The following is a 19172-nucleotide window of genomic DNA, read 5'->3' as shown; positions in this document are numbered from 1 at the left end:
GGTGGGGCAGGAGCGCGGGGTCCGGTCGGGTCCGGTCCGAGTCGGTACATCCGTGGCCACCGCCGTTTCCGTGGTTTCCGTGGTCTCCGTGCCGAAACGCGACGGGGGCGCGGGCGGGGATGCTCTCGGCCCGACCGAGACGTGACTGCCGCTCATGGTCCGTAGCCGTCCGACTCCCGCCGGCCGGCGCGAGCGGCCGACGGATGCTCGGCTGCTTCCCGGCGCGATCGCCGCCTGGGCAGCGGCGTGGACCGCGCCGCTGGTTCCCCTCTGGGCCACCACGACCACGAGCGCCTGCGCAGTCCTCGGCGCCGCCGCGCTCGCGCGTGTGCCCACCATCCGTCGCCGGGCGGTCCTCGCCGTCGTCCTCGTATGCCTCGCGGCCGGCGGCCTGGTGGCCGGCCTGCGCACCGCCGCCGACCGGGCCGGCCCCGTCGCCGCCGCTGCCCGCCACCGCACCGAGGCCACCGTCGACCTGACCGTACGCACCGACCCGGAACGCCGCGTCACCCGCGTCCGAGGCAGCGAACTCGGCCAACCACCCACGATCTTCGCCGCGCGCATCGACCACCTGAGCACCGCACCAACCCCACCGACCCAACCCGGCCGCCCCGACCCGACAGGCAACCTGATCCGGCCCGACCAACCAGCCCAACCAGCCCAACCCGACCCAGCCGACGGCCGATCCGACCCGTCGGGCAACCTGCTCCGGTCCGGCCGACCTGCCCAACCCGGCCTGGTCGGTGGCCGATTCGGCCGATCCGAACTGTCGGGTAGCTTCGGCGCACCGGTCCAACTCGGCCCAGCCGGTAGCCGATCCGGCCGACCCGGCCTCCTGGGCCCGACTGGCCCGACTGGCCCGCTTGGTACGCGAGTTCGTACCCCCGTCACCGTCATGGTCAGCGGGGCCGAGGCCGGGTCCTGGATGGGTCTGCTTCCGAGTACGCCGATCCGGGTCCATGGTCGCCTCGTTCCGGGGCGGGACGGGCGGGCCCTTCTCCTGGTGCGGTCCGCCCCGGAGCGCATCGGCGTTCCCGCGGCTCACCAGCGCTTCGCGGGGCGGCTTCGTGCCGACCTCCGCGCGGCGTGTGCGGACCTGCCGCCCGCTGCCCGCGGTCTGCTTCCGGGTCTGGTGGTCGGCGATACGAGCATGCTGCCCGCCGACCTCGAAGCCGACTTCCAGACCACCGAACTCACCCACCTGACGGCGGTGAGCGGCACCAACATCACGATCCTGTTGGGCTTCGTCCTCCTGGTGCTCCGCCGCAGCGGTCTGCGCGGTCGGGCGCTGCCCATCACGGGCGCGGTGGCCGTGGCGTGCTTCGTGGTCGTGGCTCGGCCCGAACCGAGCGTGCTGCGCGCCGCGGTGATGGGTCTGGTCACCGTGGTCGCGCTGTACACCGGCCGGCCCCGGCGCGGGCTTCCTGCGCTGGCCGTCGCCGTGCTGGGCCTGGTGCTGTTCGATCCGACCCTGGCCCGCTCGTACGGATTCGCGTTGTCCGTACTGGCCACGGGTGCGCTGTTGTTGCTCGCGCCGCACTGGGCGGCGCGGCTGTGTGCCCGAGGTTGGCCGAAGTGGGCTGCGGTCATGGTCGCCGTGCCACTGGCCGCGCAGGCCGTGTGCGGACCGCTCGTGGTGACCTTTGCGGGCCGGGTCGGCCTGATGGCCGTCCCGTGCAACCTGCTCGCCGAGTTCGCGGTCGCGCCGGCCACGATCCTCGGCTTCGTCGCCCTGGTGACGGCGCCGGTATGCCTACCGCTTGCGCAGTCGGCCGCGTGGCTGGCTTCCTGGCCGATCCGGTGGATCGTGACCGTGGCCCACACCGGCGCCGCGCTGCCCGGCGCGGCCGTCACCTGGCCGACCGGCGTCTTCGGCGGTGTGGTGCTCGCGGCGATCACCGTCGCGGCCGTGCCGACGCTGCGTGTCCTGCGCCGTCCACGGTCGACTCGACCCACCGGATGGCCGCGCGCCATGACCGCCGCGCTGCTCGCCACACTCGCGGTGGTGCTCCTGCTGCGCCCGCCGGCCGTGGTCCGCCCGCTGACCGGCTGGCCGCCCCCGAACTGGCACCTGGTGATGTGCGACGTCGGCCAGGGCGATGCCATCGTGCTCAACGCGGGCCCCGGCACCGGGATCCTGATCGACGCCGGACCCGACCCGCATGCGGTCGATCGTTGCCTGCGCGACCTCGGGATCCGGCGCCTGCCGCTGATCCTGCTCAGCCACTTCCACGCCGACCATGTCGAGGGCCTGCCGGGCGCGTTGCGCGGTCGCGCGGTGGGCCTGATCCAGGGCACGTCGGTCCTCGAACCGATGGCCGAGGTCATCCGAGTCCGCCGCTGGGCCGCTGCCGCCGGCATCCCGCTCTCCACCCCCACCGACGGCGAACGCCGCACCCGGGCCGCCCTGACCTGGCAAACCCTCACCCCACCCCCGAACACCCCACGCCCCAGACCCGCACCCGGGACACCCACCCGCCCCAACTCCCCACTCTCCGAAGCCCGTTCGCCCAGCCCACCCCCTGCCTCCGGACCGACTCCGGCCCCGCCGCCCAACCCTCCGGCCACCAGGGCCGAGGGCCCGGGTCGGGGGCCCGCTTCGTCGCCATCGGACGTACCGGTTGGGCCCGACGTACGGGAGTGGGCAGCAGCGCCGGGACTTCCGGTGGGGAGCGTGCCGGGTGGGTCGGTGGCCAACAACGCGAGTCTCGTGGTCCTTGCGGAGCGGCACGGCGTTCGGATGTTGCTTACGGGGGATGCCGAGACCGAGGCCCAAGAGGTGCTGCGGGCGCGGTTGGCCGGGGTACGGGTGGACGTGCTCAAGGTCGCTCATCACGGCTCGGCCCGCCAGGATCCGGGGCTCGTACTCGGATTGCACCCACGCCTCGCGCTCGTCTCGGTGGGTAAGGGCAACCCGTACGGCCATCCGTCCCCCTCCGCCCGCGCCCTGGTGGCGGCCACCGGCGCCCGCCTCCTGCGCACCGACACCGACGGCCCGATCGCGGTATCCGGCTCTCCGACCCATCTGAACGCGGTGGCCCGCGGCCCCGACACAGCCACCCGCGCCGACCACCCACCCGCCCCCATCCCTGCGTCGGTGCAGGTCATTGCCCCTGCCCGACCACGGCCATCCGCTCCCGCCGGCACCCGCGCCGGCCGTCTCCCGCGCGGGTTCGGCTCCGGCCGGTGTGGCAGACCGGTCACCCGCCCTCACGCCCGTGGTGGTGCCGGACGTCGCGTCCGCCCGTGACGGCTGCCCGCCCCCGCCGCCTCCCGCGCGGGTTCGGCCGCGATCGGCGGCTACCGCGCATTGCTTGGGCGTGCGTGCAGTGCATGGCATGCTCCGCATGCCGCCCGTGTGGGTTCCTTTCGGGTTGCGGGTGGCTGCTTCGCGTGGGGATCGGGTGCGCGTAGCGCACTGTGGGCGCCGCGCATCGGCTCGGGCAGGTCTTGCTTTTCCTGTCCCGATGGACGGCGACCCGCTCCGCGTCGCCCGCGCATGTCCGGCCTACGGCCTGAGTCGCCGCCCTGTGCGGGTGCCGTTCCGATCGACGGCGACCGACCGTCCGCCGCCGAACCCGCACAGGGCGGCGAGCGGCGCCGCCGTCCGTATTCGACGTGGTGACCGCGTGCGCATCCGCCGCTCCTCGGGTGTGTGGTGATCACCCGGCGTCGGGGGATCGGTGTCCGTCGGGCGTGGGATGCTTGGTCGGGTGGCCAGGAGAATGCAGGATGACCCGCTCGCGCCTGTGACGCTCGTCGTCGGGCCCGAGGAATTGCTGGTGGATCGGGCGATCGGCGAAGTGGTGCGCGCCGTGCGGGCGCTGGACCCCGATGCCGATGTGCGCGACCTCGCGCCGGGCGCGCTGCAGGCGGGGATGTTGTCCGAATTGGCCAGTCCGTCGTTGTTCGGCGAGCGCAAGGTCATCGTGATCCGGTCCGCGCAGGACCTCGGGGCGGACCTGGCCGGCGAGGTCAAGAAGCTGATCGCCGATCCGGCCGACGAGATCGTGCTCGTGCTCGCCCATCTCGGCGGACCCAAGGGCAAGAACCTCCTGGACGCCGTCCGCAAGGTCGGCGTGCGCGAGGTCACGTGCCCCAAGGTCACCAAGGTCGGCGATCGGGTCGCCTTCGCCCGGTCCGAGTTCCGGATCGCAGGTCGCTCGCTCACCGAGGACGCCTGCCGCACGCTGGTCGAGGCGATCGGCAACGACCTGCGCGAATTGGCGTCCGCGTGCAGCCAGCTGATGGCGGACACCGACGGCGTGGTCGACGAGGAAGTGGTCGCGCGCTACTACAGCGGGGTCGCCGAGGCGTCCAGCTTCACCGTCGCCGACAAGACCGTCGAGGGCCGTACCGCCGAGGCGCTGGAGCAGTTGCGCTGGGCGCTTTCGGTCGGTGTCGCGCCGGTCATGGTCACCAGTGCGCTCGCGCAGAGTGTGCGGCAGATCGCTCGGGTCGGGGCCGCCCCGCGCAATGCCCGGCCCAACGACCTGGCCCGCGACCTGGGTATGCCCCCGTGGAAGGTGGACCGGGTGCGGCAACAATTGCGCGGCTGGACCCCGGACGGCATCGTGCGCGCGCTGTGCGCCGTCGCCGACGCGGATGCGGCGGTCAAGGGTGGCGGTACGGATCCGGCCTATGCGCTGGAGAAGGCCGTCGTGACGGTCTCCACGGTCCGCAACATCTGACCGGGACTCTCGGCCCTCGTCCCCGGCCCTCAGCCTCACCCCACCCGGAAGCCCGAAGACGTCGCTCGCCCGCCCACACGCGACATCCCACACCCCCGCGGACACCACAAAGGCGCCGCCCCCGAGAGATCCGGGGACGGCGCCTTCGAAGTCACTACGAGCGCAAGCGCTCGGGTGTCACACGGTGCGGATGCGCGAATCAGGCCTTGGCCGTCGCGACACGCTTCTCCAGCGCCGACTTCTTGTTGGCGGCCTGGTTCTTGTGGATGACACCCTTGCTGACGGCCTTGTCGAGCTTGCGGGCCGCGAGGCGGGTGAGCGCCTCGGCCTGCTCGACGTTGCCGGCCTCGGCCGCCTCGCGCGCCTTGCGCACGAAGGTCTTGAGCTCCGACTTGACGGCCTTGTTGCGCTGACGCGCAATCTCGTTCGTCTTGTTGCGCTTGATCTGGGACTTGATGTTCGCCACGAAAGAGCCTTCTGAGTACTAGGTCGGGATCCGATCCAGGGAGAGGGCCCGTTCGGACGTTGACTTGCGTGGCAGAGACACGTACGCCACACGCGATCCATCAGATTACCAGCCATCGGCGGGCTTCCACGACACGGTCGGCCATCCCGGCCGGATCCGCCCCCGTCCGCGGCCCACGCCCACCTTGTTCACCCGTGTGGGTGGCGACCCGAACAGGCTCGGCCGGCTCCACCAACACGGCTCACCCATGCCGCATGGGACCATGTAGGGAACACCGGCGATCCCACACCGATCCCACGTGCCACCCGCAGGACCTGCACAGGACGCAGGACGTTCGACACCGCAGGACCCCCGCAGGACCGCAGGACCCCCGCCACACCGCAGGACCTCCGCAAGACCGCACACCGCAAGGCCGTACGACCCCGCAAGACCGCAGAGCGCAAACCGCAGACCGCAGACCCCGCAACCCCTCGCCAGTCCACCCGATCGAGAATCTGGAAGCCCGCGTGCCCGCGACCCCGCCAGTGAACGTGCCGGAGCCCAGCCGTACCGACCCGGCGCTGATCCGGAACTTCTGCATCATCGCCCACATCGACCACGGCAAGTCGACGCTCGCCGACCGGATGCTTCAGATCACCGGTGTGGTCGATGCGCGACAGATGCGCGCGCAGTACCTCGACCGCATGGACATCGAGCGTGAGCGCGGAATCACCATCAAGTCGCAGGCGGTGCGGCTGCCGTGGACGGCCCCCGACGGCCAAATCCACATCCTCAACATGATCGACACCCCCGGCCACGTGGACTTCACGTACGAGGTGTCCCGTTCGCTCGCGGCCTGCGAGGGCGCGATCCTCCTGGTCGACGCGGCGCAGGGGATCGAGGCGCAGACGCTGGCCAACCTCTACCTGGCGCTGGAGAACGACCTCCAGATCATCCCGGTGCTGAACAAGATCGACCTGCCGGCCGCCCAGCCCGAGAAGTACGCGGCGGAGCTCGCGCACATCATCGGCTGCGACCCGGAGGATGTGCTCAAGGTCTCCGGGAAGACCGGCGTGGGTGTGGCCGAGCTGCTGGACGAGTGCGTACGCCTGGTCCCGCCGCCGATCGGCGCCAAGGACGCGCCCGCCCGCGCGATGATCTTCGACTCGGTCTACGACTCGTACCGGGGCGTGGTCACCTACGTCCGCGTGATCGACGGCGACCTGAAGAAGCGCGAGCGGATCCAGATGATGTCGACGGGGGTGACCCACGAGCTCCTGGAGATCGGGGTCATCTCGCCCGAGCCCAAGCCCTCCGACGGCCTGAGCGTCGGCGAGGTCGGCTACATCATCACCGGCGTGAAGGACGTTCGGCAGTCCCGGGTGGGTGACACGATCACCTCGCTGCACCACGGTGCGACCGAGGCGCTCGGGGGTTACAAGGACCCGAAGCCGATGGTGTTCTCCGGTCTGTATCCGCTGGACGGATCGGACTACCCCGAGCTGCGCGACGCGCTCGACAAACTCCAGCTCAACGACGCCGCGCTGGTGTACGAGCCGGAGACCTCGGTCGCACTCGGCTTCGGTTTCCGCTGCGGCTTCCTGGGCCTGCTGCACCTGGAGATCGTCCGGGAGCGGCTGGAGCGCGAGTTCAACCTGGAGCTCATCTCCACCGCGCCGAGCGTGGTGTACCGCGTCGTCATGGAGGACGGCACCGAGCACACCGTGACCAACCCGAGCGAGTTCCCCGGCGGCAAGATCGCCGAGGTGCACGAGCCGGTGGTGCGGGCCACGATCCTGGCGCCGAGCGAGTACATCGGCACGATCATGGAGCTGTGCCAGACCCGGCGCGGGGTCCAGATCGGAATGGACTACCTCTCCGAGGACCGGGTCGAGCTGCGCTACACGCTGCCGCTCGCGGAGATCGTGTTCGACTTCTTCGACGCGCTCAAGTCCAAGACGCGCGGATACGCGTCGCTCGACTACGAGACCACCGGCGAGCAGGAATCCGCGCTGGTCAAGGTCGACATTCTGCTCCAGGGCGAGGCGGTCGACGCATTCAGCGCGATCGTGCACAAGGACAAGGCGTACAACTACGGCGTCGAGATGACCAAGAAGCTGCGCGAATTGATTCCTCGTCAGCAGTTCGAGGTGCCGATCCAGGCGGCGGTCGGGGCGCGGGTGATCGCCCGCGAGAACATCCGCGCGATCCGCAAGGACGTGCTTGCCAAGTGCTACGGCGGTGACATCAGCCGCAAGCGCAAGCTGCTCGAGAAGCAGAAGGAAGGCAAGAAGCGGATGAAGATGGTCGGCCGCGTCGAGGTGCCGCAGGAGGCCTTCATCGCGGCGCTGTCCACCGACGACAGCGGCGGCAAGAAGTAGACGGCGGCGGCAGGAAGTAGCGGTACGCGGGGCGCAGAGGCAGGGAGCGGCAGGCACGGCCGGGTCGGCCGGCGGAGTTTGGCGACGCGGATTCGCAGGCGGATCCGGGCGAAGCTACTACCGCGTAGCCCTGTGGCGGCGTACGTTGCGGGTGCATCGGGCACAACCCGATGCACCCGCTTTGTTTTTACTCCCGCTATACCGAGCCCCCCGCACTCCGTCCGCTGCCGATATCCGGCTCTCGTCGCCGTCGATACCGGTATCGACACCAGTACTCGGCATCGCCAGCACTCCCTGAGATCCGCCCAGGCTGCAATGCGCCCAAGGACATGGAGGCCGCAGTGAGTCCAGAGTCAGTCGGCATCGACAATCGCCCGCCGTCCATCGCCGTGGACTTTCTGGAGCGCATTCGCGCGACGCCCGAACGTGAGGCGTATCGGCATCCGGTGGCAGTGGGCGACGGCGACCGCGAGGAATGGCGTTCGATCACCTGGGGGCAGGCCGGTGATCGGGCCAAGGCGATCGCCGCCGGTCTGGTGGTGCTGGGGGTCGAGCCCGAGGACCGGGTCGCGATCGTCGCCGAGACCAGGCTCGACTGGGTGCTCGCGGACCTGGGCATCATGTGCGCCGGCGCGGCCACCACCACCGTCTATCCGACCACCAACGCCGACGAGGCGGCCTTCATCCTGGCCGACTCCGGCAGTGTGCTGGCCTTCGTCGCCGACGACGCCCAACTCGCCAAGCTGCGCGGCGAGCGGGCCGCCCTCGGCGCGGTGCGCAAGGTCGTCGTCTTCGACCACGCGCCCGACGCCGACGGCGGCGCCGACGACTGGGTGATCACCCTCGCCGACCTGGAGGAACTCGGCCGGGCCCGGCTGGAGAAGGAGCCCGACCTGATCGAGACCCGGGTCGCCGCGATCACCCGGGACCAGCTCGCGACGTTGATCTACACCTCCGGGACGACCGGCCGGCCCAAGGGTGTTCGGCTCGCGCACGACACGTGGGCCTATCAGGCCGCCGCGCAGGCCGCGATGGGGATGACCGACCCGGACGAGCTGCAGTACCTGTGGCTGCCGCTCGCGCATTGCTACGGCAAGGTGATGATGTCCGGCCAGATCCGGATCGGCTACCCGACCGCGATCGACGGTCGGATTCCCAAGCTGATCACCAACCTTCCGATCGTGCGGCCGACCTTCATGGCCGCCGCGCCGCGGGTGTTCGAGAAGGTGTACAACTCCGTGCATGTGCGGATGCGGGCCGAGGGCGGGCTCAAGTACAGGATCTTCCGCTGGGCGGTCGGTGTCGGCCGGGAGATGTCGCAGACCCGGCAGGCCGGTCGCACCCCCTCCGTGCTGCTGAACGCCAAGTACCGACTGGCCGACCGGCTCGTCTTCGGCAAGCTGCGCGACCTGTTCGGCGGCCGGCTCAAGGGCTGTATCTCCGGCAGTGTGGCGCTCTCGCCCGACGTGGCGGAGTTCTTCGACGCGATCGGCATTCCCATCCTGGAGGGCTACGGCCTGACCGAGGCCAGCGCGGGCAGCTCGGTCAACCGCTACGACGCGCACCGCATCGGCACCGTCGGCTTGGTACTGCCCGGCTCCGAGCTGCGCATCGCCGAGGACGGCGAGCTGCTCGTGCGCGGGCCGGCGGTGATGCAGGGCTATCACAACGACCCGGAGGCCACCGCCGAGGTGCTCACCGAGGACGGCTGGCTGCGCACCGGCGACATCGCGGTGATCGAGGACGGCTTCCTGCGCATCACCGACCGCAAGAAGGACCTGATCAAGACGTCCGGCGGAAAGTACGTGGCGCCCAGCGAGATCGAGGGCCGGTTCAAAGGCATGTGCCCGTACGTCGGCAACATCCTCGTGCACGGCGAGGGCCGCAACTTCTGCACCGCGCTGATCACCCTGGACCCGGACGCGATCCGGAGCTGGGCTGCCGACCGGCCGGAACTGCGGGACAAGTCGTACGAGGAACTGGCCGGCAGCGCCGAGGCCCGCGCGCTCATCGCCGAATGTCTCGACGAGCTCAACGCGGGTCTTCAGCGCTGGCAGACGGTGAAGAAATTCGCCATCCTGCCGCGCGACCTGAGCGTCGAGCACGGTGAGCTGACGCCCAGCCTCAAGGTCAAGCGGCGGGTGGTGGAGCGGCAGTACGCGGAGCTGTTGGAGGACATGTACAAGGGCACGCTGGTCACCTGAGCGCCGGGGGCACGGCCGGTCACCCAGTCCGGGGTCGGCCCGAAGGTGTCGACGGCCGCCGGGCCCGGTCGCCGGCTCGTGGACAATGGGAGGATGCCCTCCGCACCCCCCGACGGTCTGCCCGTGCCCGAAGACGGTTCGCTGCCCGCGTCCGCACTCGCCGAGTTCGCGGGCGCGAGTCGCCCGTTCGGCTTCTACGTGCACGTGCCCTACTGCGCGTCACGGTGCGGCTACTGCGACTTCAACACCTACACCGCCACCGAGCTGGGCGGATCGGCTTCGCAGGGGTCGTACGCGGACGACGCGATCGCCGAGATCCGGATGGCCCGGCGGTTGCTGGGCGAGGTGGACCGGCCGGTGGAGACGGTGTTCTTCGGCGGGGGCACGCCCACCCTGCTCCCGGCTTCGGACCTGGCCCGGATCCTGGGCGCGATCCGGGACGAGTTCGGCCTCGCCGCCGGGGCCGAGGTGACCACCGAGGCCAATCCCGAGTCGGTGGATCCGGCCTATCTGGACACGCTGCTCGCGGGCGGCTTCAACCGGCTGTCGTTCGGCATGCAGAGCGCGCGCCGGCACGTGTTGCAGATCCTGGACCGCAGGCACACCCCGGGTCGGCCGGAGCAGTGCGTGGCCGACGCGCGCGCGGCCGGGTTCGAGCACGTCAACCTGGACCTGATCTACGGCACGCCGGGAGAGTCCGACGACGACTGGCGGGCCTCGCTGGACGCGGTGCTCGGTGCCCGTCCCGACCACGTCTCGGCGTATGCGCTGATCGTCGAGGACGGTACTCGACTGGCCGGCCGGGTGCGTCGCGGCGAGCTGCCGATGCCGGACGACGACGTGCTCGCGGACCGATACCTGATGGCGGACGAGGCGTTCACCGGCGCCGGGCTCGGCTGGTACGAGGTGTCCAACTGGGCGACCGATGCCGCCGCGCGCTGCCGGCACAACGAGCTGTACTGGACCGGCGCGGACTGGTGGGGTGCGGGGCCGGGTGCGCACAGCCACGTGGGGGGCGTGCGGTGGTGGAACGTCCGGCATCCCGCCGCGTACGCGCAGCGGCTGGCCGCGGACACCTCTCCCGCGCAGGCGCGCGAGCTGCTCACCGCGGAGGACCGTCGGGTCGAGCGGATCCTGCTCGAACTGCGGCTGTCCGACGGCGTCCCGCGCTCGCTCCTGACGGAGGTGGGGCGGAAGGCGGCGGACCGGGCCGTGGCCGATGGCCTGCTCGAGCCCATTGCGGGGGATCGGGCGGTTCTCACGCTTCGCGGGCGGTTGTTGGCCGACGCCGTCGTGCGGGATTTGGTCGACTAGGAGGCGATGAGCGCCTTCGGCCTCGAACGCCGACCGGGCTGTCGTCGGCCCGGCCGGTGGTCGGTGACGGGGTCCGTGGTTACATCGCCACGTCCATGATCAGGTCGGCCAGGGATTCGTCGATGCGGTTCAGTTCCTGGGCGTAGCGGCGCATCTCGGTGCCTTCGCGCTTGGCATCCGACTCGCCCTGTTCCTTGGTGCGCAGGGCTGCGCCCACCTCGTCGCGGATCGACTTGATTTCCGCGTCCAGACCCTGGGCGATCGCGTCGCGCATCTTGCGGAGTTGCTTGACCACCTCTTCGCCCAGGTTGGTCACGTCGGTGTCGGCCTGCTTGCGCAGTTCCAGTTGGACCTGCTCGGCGACCTGCTCCTTGAGTCGGCGGTTGGCCTTGTTCAATTGCAGCGCGCCCTTGAACACGGTCGACCCGAGCACCGCGCCGAGGATCACGAACGGGCCCAGGCCGACCAGGAACGCCGCCGTGCCGACCGCGATCTGCGGCAGGAGTGCGGTGAGCATCGACCTGAGGTTGAACTTGCCGCCGGAGACCGCGGTCGCCGGGTCGAGCACGAAGCTGACCGCGTCCGCGAGCAACCGCTCGATCGGCGTCGAGGGTTTGCCGTCCTCGTCGGTGCCGACCGGGCCTGCGGTGAGCGACGCACGGATCTCGTCGATCCGCGTGACGAACTGCTTCACGTCGTCGTCGATCATCCGCTCCATGTCCTCGACGCGACGCGCGACGAGCGGCTTGAGCTCGCTCTCCTGCCACTGTGCGAATTCGACCTGGACCCGTCCGGAGAGATGGTCGGTGATCTCCTTGACCGCCGCCTCCATCTTCTCGCGCGCGTTGAACGGATTGGCGCCGATGGTGTTGCTCGGGTCGTACTCCTGGGCCCAGTTCGGGATGTTCGCGGCGACCCGGTCCATGAACCGCCGGGTCGCGGCCTCGACTTCGCCGCGGGTCTCGCGCAGGTGCTCCTCCATCTGCGCGACGATCACCCGCCGATTCTGCTCCAGCCGGGTCAGCGGACCCTGGACCCGCTCGTAGGTGGCCCGCAACTCCTCGACGTCCTGGGTCAGGAGCGCCTCCTTGCGGTCGATCTGCTCGCGCGCCTCGATCAGCAGGTACTTGAGCTCCCGGGCGGGCGAGAGGATCTTGGCCCGGCCGCGCTCGCGGGTCAGGAAGTCCTCCAGGCCGCGTTCCAGTTCGGGCATCCCGGAGCCGGCCAGCAGGTCCGGGTCGCCCTTCTGCCGGCCGGTGAGCGCGGCCCGGGCGTTGACGAAGAAGACCCGGTCCGGGCGGGAGAGGTAGGGGGAGAGGCGCTTGCGGATCTCCCGCTGTACGTCCTCGCGCTCCTCCTCCTCGACCAGGTTGATCTTGTTCCCGACGTAGAACACGTCCTCGTGCCCGCGCGCCTTGACGTGCACGTCCAGGAAGAGCTGTTCGCTGCGCGACATCGCGGCCTGGCAGTCCACCACGAACACCAGCACGTCGGCCTGTTCGAGGTAGTTCAGGGTGACCTTCTCGCGCTCGGGGGCCTCGTTCAGGCCCGGCGAGTCGACCACCACGACGCCGTTGCGGCACAGTTCGAGCGGCCAGCGCACCACCGCCCGCTCGTACGGGTTCGGGGTGTTGTCGTCGTCCGCGCCGATGGTGACGTAGTCGGCGATCTCGTCCACGCCGACGGTCAGCGGGTCGCCCGCCGTGCCGTCCGCCTCCAGCGGATAGATCAGCGCCGAGCGGGTGTCACCCCACGTCACCTCGTTGATGATCGCGGTACACGGACGCGCGAAGGAAGGCAGCACCTTCTCGCCGAGCATCGAGTTGATCACCGTGCTCTTGCCGCGTTTGAACTCGCCGACGATCATCACCTTGAACGCCTCGGACGCGGCCCGTTGCTTCAACGAGTCCAATTTCTTGACGCCCGCGCCGATCCGCAGTCCGGCCACGATCGGCGTGAGCCGGTCGATCAGGCCGACCAGGGTCTCCTGCCGTGCCCGCCACGCGCCGTAACCCGCGTAGGCCCCATCGGCCGCCCCATGACCCCTGTCCACCCTGAACGCTCCCCTCCTCGACGGCTGCTCAGCCTCTGGCGCCCAGCATGGTGTCGAGCTGGACCCCGAGCTGCTCGCTGCGCGAGACGAGATCCTGCCATGCGGGTCCATCCGTGCCGACCTTGGCCAGCGCGGTCTGTCGATCGCTCCGCCATGCCTTCTGGCCGCGCACCGCCTCGTCCATCACCCCGGCGTAGAGCGTGTGCAGGCGCTTGGAGACCTCCTCGGAGAAGCCGCCGAGCACCTCCTCGACCATCGGCTCCAGGGCCTTCATCGCCTGCGCGCGCTGCCCCTCGGTCAGCGACGTCGACTTGACCTCGCCGAGCACCATGCCGCCCGCCGAGGCGGCCATGCTCGCGCCCATCGGCAGCGCCGAGACGCCGCCGGTGAGCGGGATCAGCAGCGCGCCGAGCACGGCGAGGCCGGTCGGGCCGATTCGCCAGGCGAGCTTGCGGCTCTTGAGGTCCTTCAGGCCCAGCGACTCCGCCTCGCCGAGTTCGAACTCGGTGGACAGCTGCTCGACCTTCTCCAGCCGGTATCCGCTGCCGCGTCCGAAGTGCAGCTTCATCTTCGCGTCCAGCCACTGCACGTCGGCCTGCACGCTGGAATGCAGCTGGGCCTCGAACTTCTTGGCCAGCGCCGTGAGTTCGCGGCGGAGTCGGAACGGCAGGTCGCGTTCCCACCAGGTCCGCGGGTCGGGCGCGCGCTCCATTTCGTAGCGCAGCGTGTCCAACAGGTCGCCGCGCGAGAGCTGGAGGTGCTCGCGGAACTTCTCCGCGGTCTGCGTGCGCCGCTGCTGGAGTTCGACCCGGACCTTGCCCCACTCGGCGGACATCCGGTCGATCTCGACCTCGGACTGCTCGACGGCGCGCTGTCGTTCGGCCGCACCGAGCTCGGCCGCGGCCAGGCCGTCCCGACCCACCTGGGCCATCTCCGCCAGCAGCGCGAGCAGTTGGCCCGCGGTCTGCCGCGAGCGCATGCTGCGCCGGCCGGCGGAGGTGGTGTACTCGGTGATCCGCTCGATCACGCCGGCCACCGGCGAGACGTCCTCGCGATGCGGGCCGGCGAGCACCTGCAGGGTCGGCGAGATGCGGCGCACCCGGCCGCCGAGGTAGTCGACGATGTCCTCGCGCTCGTCCTCGTCGACGGTGTCCAGCTTGGACACCACCACGGTGATCCGCGGCACGTGCCGGGCGATCACCTCCTCCTCCAGGAACGCGGTCTCGGACAGGCCGAGCGGCGCGCTCGCGGAGACCACCATCAGCACCGCGTCGCTGGCCGCGACGGTGCGCCGGACCAGGTCCTCGGTCCGGCGGTCGTGCTCCTCGGCGTCGGTGCCCTTGCCGCGCCCGGCGTTGACGCCGGGCGTGTCCACCAACTCGACGTCCAGTCGGGCCAGTTCCGGCTCGGCGACGAGCACGCGCACGCCGACCAGTCGGGCCTGGTCCGGATCCCGATGTTCACTCAGCCGGTGCACCTCGTCCCACGACGCGGACACCGCCGGCCTGGGTTCGGCCCGCCCGTCGGCGAACTGCAATTCCAGGCGCGGTTCCGGCCCGGCGGCGATCACCAGCGGGACCGGGGTGTGCCGACCCTCGGGCAGCACCGGGACGCCGAGCAGCCGGTTGATCAGCGAGGACTTGCCGCGGCCGAATTCGCCCACCACCGCGATCCGTAGACCGGGCCGGCGCATCCTGGCCCGCAACCGGTCGAGTTCGGCGGCGATGGCGTCCAGGCCGAAGTCGCCGGCGATCGCCTGCGCGTCGTTGATCCGTCGGCCGAGCGTGGTGGCCGACGGCGCCTGCTTGACCAGGCTGGTCACCGACCCGGCGGGCACGGCGGCGGCCGGCGCGGGCGTACGCGGAGCCGGCGTCACGGGCGCGACCCGCGCCGCCGGGGCGACCCGAGCGGCAGCCGGCGGCGCGGCTGGTGCCGCCGACCCACCCGCGCCGGACGGGCCGCCCGCGAGGCGACCCGCCCAGCCCGGGTTCGGCCCCGGAGCACTCGAAGCATCGCCCGCCGGGCGCGGACCCGGAGCCGGGGCCTGCCTCCGGTCCGCCGTCTGCCCCGACGGGCCGGGTCGGCCGGTGGGCGAGTCGCCCGAGTCGCGCCGCGCCGCCGCCTCACGCGGTGCGCCGGCACGCAGCCACGAGGCCGTGCTCGGCACGAGTCGGTGATACGCGGCCACCGCGCCGGCGGGCATCACCCGCGCGTAGAGTCCGGCGAGGATCTTCGGGCCGCCCTTCGCGTCCGCGTCGGGGTCGGCCAGGAAGCGGCCCAGCGACTGGAAGAAGCGGGCCCGCTCGGCCAGCGCCTCCGGCTGCATGGACAGCGCCCAGGCGGCCTCGTCCCCGATGGTGCTCTCCACCGACGCGGCGACCTCGGGCAACTCGGTCAGCTTGACGTGCCGCAGCACGTCCTCGGACGGCCAGCCCCACTGGACCGCGCCCCACACCGGGTGGATCGGCAGTTCGCGGCGCCCCGGGACGGCCTTGCCGACCCCGATCAGGCTCCACAACGTCCAGCCGTTCGCGGTCCGTTCGGGCACCGGCGGCAGTGCCACCGATTCCATGGTGACCCAGCCGCGCAGCTCGTCGCTGCGGTGGATCCCGCTCAACAGGCCCGCGACGCCCGGACGGCGGCGCGGCTGTACCTGTGCGGCCTGGCGCAGCACGTGTTCACGATCGAACGACATGTGTTGTCCCTACTCCCATCGAATCCGTTGTGATGTCGAACGATCAGGCGTGCGTCGGGTGGGCGACGATCATCGTGGTGTCCCGGTCCTGCCACGCGTTGACGAAGTCCGCCAGCGGAATCGGCTCGGTCTGGCCGAACGGCGCACCCGGGTCGTTGAGCAGGACGTAGACCGAGCCGTCGGGCTGGGTGTCGATGCCGGTGACCCACACGGCGTGTCCCATCGTGGGGTCCTGCTCCAGCGGCGCACCGGTGGCCGGGTCCTGCATCGGAGACCAGATCTCCTGCGCGTCCAGGGCGACGATGACCTGGTCGCCCTTCTCCAGCGCGTCGAGCATCTGCCGCATGTCGGCGCCCGGCACCATGTCGGTGTCCACGCCGTGCATTTCGAGCAGCTTGCCGATGTCGTCGGTTCTGGTGCCGTTCTCGGGGTCGTAGATGCCGGCCTGCTGGGCCTCGGTCATCAGCGCGTTCTCGTCCAGCGGCAGACCGGTGAGCTTCTCCAGGATCATCCCCTGGGAGACCACCGCGCAGCTGGTCGGGCTGACCTGCTGCTGCCAGTACTGCGCGTCGCCGACCGGGTCGCCGAAGCCGTCGAACTGCGCGGGCGTCCAGTTGTCCGGCGCGTGGTACTCCCAGTTGCCCTGCTCGTCGGAGACCGCGCCCCACGCGGCGGGCACGCCGGGCTCGGTGTTGCCCGTGCCCGGGTAGCTCGCCGGGTCCGCGTACGGGTCGTTGCCCTGCGGCTCGCCGTAGGGATCCATGCCGTACGGGTCGCCGTAGGGGTCCGCGTACGGGTCTCCGTAGGGATCGGCGTACGGGTCGTTGGCGACCTGGTCGTCGTACCACTGCCGACTGGGCGTGGGGACGGGCTCGTTGTTGTCGTTGGGGTCGAACATGTGCGGGTCGTACGCGTCGATCCGGCCGTCGCCGTCGCTGTCCGCGTGGAACGGGTCGTAGTTCGGGTCGTTGAGCGGATCGAAGTTCGGGTCCGTGTACGGCAGAGTGGAGTTGGGGTAGGTACCGCCGTTGCTCTCGCCGCCCGCGTCGGTCTCCCACAGTGGTGCCGCCGCTACAGTGCCCCCGTCGGCGGTGTCCAGTGTGTCGATGGTGTCGTCGGAGACCACCGCGAACAGGTCGTCGTCGTGCGTGTAGTCGCTCATCTGCCGAATTCCCCCCGGCGTGTGAGGCGCTCGCGTTGGTTGTTCACCGTGTCGCGGCGCCGTTCCGTCTGCCTGTCCGCGTCCTGCAACAGGCTTCTGCGAGCCGCGAGAATATCCTCACGGCGGTGATGCTCGGTCACCAGTTCGGCGACCGTCGCCTCGTACCTGGCCCGGTAGCGGTCCACGTGTTGTGAGACGTCCAGCGAGTAGTGCGTCGTGGCCGTGCCGACGGCCTCGTCGATCTGTCGGGACAAACCGTCGGCGACGGTTCGCAGTGTCTGATGCATTTCGGCGCGTGCGCGGTTCCGCAGAGCCGTCATGTCAGTGGATGACAGCGAATCGGCCACTTTGGCCATGAATCCACCGAAGCCGGCCCGGCCGGAGGGCGTGCCCGGGTCGCCGTTTCGGGCGCCGCCGAACCACTGGTCCAGGGCGCCGCCGATCCGCGCGCCGGGGGTGCGCGGGGTGGTCGGGTCCAGTCGCACGGCGCGGATCTGCTGGGTGACCCCGGAGACCGAGTCCTGATAGGCGCGCATCGCCGCGTCCGCGAGTTGATGTCCGGTCAGCACGGTGACCCGGTCCGGTCCGGCCGGTCGGTGGATGGCGCCGAGCTTGCGGTACGCCGCCTCGAACGCGGCGTCGGCGGCCGACCGGGCGCTCTCGGCGGCGGTGGCCAGCGCGCCGGTGACGGCCTGCTGCACGATGTCGCCGATCCGGGGCAGGCCCTGCCGGATCAGTTCCGGCGCGCGGACGGCGATCACCGCGCGCAGTTCGTCCGGGGTTTCCGCGCCGTCGAGCGCGTGGTCGATCTCGGCCTGGGTGTAGCGCCACCACTGCGGGGCCATGCCGCCGACCGCCTGTTGGGCACGCTGGGCGCCGGCGCCGAGCAGGCGCGCGGTCTCGCCGTGTTGGGCCCGGACGAATGCGGCCATGTCGGCGATGCGGGCATCCGCGAGTTCGGCTTCCTCCGCGTCCAGCCGCTGCTCGGCCAGGGTCACCTCGCGGCGCAGTTCGTCGAGCAGGTCCTCCAGGAGCCGCAGCAGGTGGTCGGACACCGCGACGATGCGCTGACGCTGCATCAGGTCCCGGAGTCGGGCCACCGTGCGCGGGAACTCCTCGGCCCAGTAGGCCTGTTCCGGGCCGCGCAGCGGTCGTCCTGAGGCGAGTCGGACCACCGGCTCGGCGGCGACCGGTTCGACCACCGGGTCGGCCGTGCCCAGCATCCGGGCGAACCGCTGCCGGACGTGCGCGAGCAGGTCCTCGCGTTCGTCCTCGTCGATGTGATCCATCTTGGTGACCAGGACGATGCAGCGGCGCAGTTGCCCGGGGTCGAGCGCGTCGGTCAGGAACTCGGCCAGCGACACCGGCGAGGGCGACGTGGACGCGGTCAGCACCGCCGCGACGTCGGCGATGTCGCGCATCACCGCGCGGGTGATCTCGGTGTGTCCGACGCGGGCGTTGGTGCCGGGCGTGTCGATGATCACCAGCCCGTCGCGCAGTGCGTCGGCGGGGTGGCGGACCTCCAGGCTCTGTACCCGTGGCGCGATCGTGTCGTCGGCGGTGAGCAGCCGCAGGATGCCGGCCGTGTCGTCGGGAACGGGCACGTCCGGGGCGAGATGCGCGAGCATCCGGCCGAGCGGACTGGCCGCGCCGGTGTATCGCCCGGAGGGGTAGACGTAGCGGATCCCGTCGCCGTTGAAGCGCACCTCGACGGAGAATTCGTCACCGTGGGTGATCCTGGTCGCGGCGCCGGTGGTGGGCAGCGCCGAGGTGGGCAGCAGGTCCTCGGCCAGCAGCGCGTTGATGAAGGTGCTCTTGCCGGCCGAGAACTCGCCGATCACGGCGAGGTAGTACCGGTCGTCGCGCAGGCGCGTCTCGATCTCGCGGATACGTTCGGTCAGTTGGGTCAGTCGCTCCTGATCGCCGACGATGCGGCGGACCATGGCGAGTGCGAAGTCGAGGTGGTCGGAGGTCTCGGTGAGCGCCTCGACCACATCGCGTCGCTTCGAACGATCCCCGGCCATGCCGCGAGAATCCACCACCGCGCCCCCTCCCGACGGTGCCCTCCCCGATGTACGGGCGATCCTGTCACGAGGTCCGGAATCCCGTCTCGGTGGATTCGGATGCCGGCCGGACCGATCCGTGGAACCCCTGTGGCCCTTGTGAGACGGCCGTCGAAATGGTGCGATATAGGCGCCGAGGCGATCCCTCGTACCTGATCCACGTC

At 70.9% G+C, this 19172-nt stretch carries 10 protein-coding genes; 5 read left to right on the top strand and 5 right to left on the bottom strand.

Annotation, left to right across the window (positions count from 1 at the left end; genetic code table 11):
* Positions 1-154 precede the first annotated feature (154 nt).
* Together ACFZBU_RS09315 and holA are read left to right on the top strand one after the other, a co-directional pair.
* Positions 155-3250, top strand: a complete 3096-nt coding sequence (locus tag ACFZBU_RS09315; protein WP_391582863.1) for a ComEC/Rec2 family competence protein — start codon at positions 155-157, stop codon at positions 3248-3250.
* A gap of 451 nt (positions 3251-3701) precedes the next feature.
* The gene (holA, locus tag ACFZBU_RS09310) at positions 3702-4691 is read left to right on the top strand and encodes a DNA polymerase III subunit delta (protein ID WP_391583078.1); all 990 of its coding nucleotides are present in this window, start codon (positions 3702-3704) and stop codon (positions 4689-4691) included.
* A 199-nt stretch (positions 4692-4890) separates the two neighbouring features.
* Here the strand turns inward: holA and rpsT are convergent, their stop codons facing one another.
* Positions 4891-5157, bottom strand: coding sequence for a 30S ribosomal protein S20 (gene rpsT / locus ACFZBU_RS09305; protein WP_020553196.1), 267 nt, complete (start codon positions 5155-5157; stop codon positions 4891-4893).
* Between the two features lie 506 nt (positions 5158-5663).
* Here rpsT and lepA point away from each other — a divergent pair.
* The 3 genes from lepA (at position 5664) to hemW (ending at position 11035) form a co-directional block, all read left to right on the top strand.
* Positions 5664-7517, top strand: coding sequence for a translation elongation factor 4 (gene lepA, locus ACFZBU_RS09300; RefSeq protein WP_391582862.1), 1854 nt, complete (start codon positions 5664-5666; stop codon positions 7515-7517).
* Between the two features lie 329 nt (positions 7518-7846).
* The gene (locus ACFZBU_RS09295) at positions 7847-9721 is read left to right on the top strand and encodes an AMP-dependent synthetase/ligase (RefSeq protein ID WP_391582861.1); all 1875 of its coding nucleotides are present in this window, start codon (positions 7847-7849) and stop codon (positions 9719-9721) included.
* 93 nt (positions 9722-9814) lie between these two features.
* A complete protein-coding gene (gene hemW / locus ACFZBU_RS09290; RefSeq protein ID WP_391582860.1) occupies positions 9815-11035 on the top strand; it encodes a radical SAM family heme chaperone HemW in 1221 nt (406 codons plus the stop codon).
* Positions 11036-11114: 79 nt separating this feature from the next.
* On the opposite strand, the gene ACFZBU_RS09285 is transcribed toward hemW, so the two are convergent.
* From ACFZBU_RS09285 to ACFZBU_RS09270, 4 genes are read right to left on the bottom strand one after another with little or no spacing between them, the layout of a single operon-like run.
* Entirely contained in the window at positions 11115-13088 is a 1974-nt protein-coding gene (locus ACFZBU_RS09285) for a dynamin family protein (RefSeq protein WP_391582859.1), read from the bottom strand.
* 28 nt (positions 13089-13116) lie between these two features.
* Positions 13117-15783, bottom strand: coding sequence for a dynamin family protein (locus tag ACFZBU_RS09280; protein ID WP_391582858.1), 2667 nt, complete (start codon positions 15781-15783; stop codon positions 13117-13119).
* 43 nt (positions 15784-15826) lie between these two features.
* Entirely contained in the window at positions 15827-16945 is a 1119-nt protein-coding gene (locus ACFZBU_RS09275; RefSeq protein WP_391582857.1) for a hypothetical protein, read from the bottom strand.
* Entirely contained in the window at positions 16942-18969 is a 2028-nt protein-coding gene (locus ACFZBU_RS09270) for a dynamin family protein (protein WP_391582856.1), read from the bottom strand. The genes ACFZBU_RS09275 and ACFZBU_RS09270 overlap by 4 nt, the downstream gene beginning before the upstream one ends.
* Positions 18970-19172 lie beyond the last annotated feature (203 nt).

The sequence above is a fragment of the Embleya sp. NPDC008237 genome, from assembly GCF_042956465.1.
Classification (GTDB): Bacteria; Actinomycetota; Actinomycetes; order Streptomycetales; family Streptomycetaceae; genus Embleya.
This window is presented reverse-complemented; position numbering and strand designations above follow the sequence as displayed.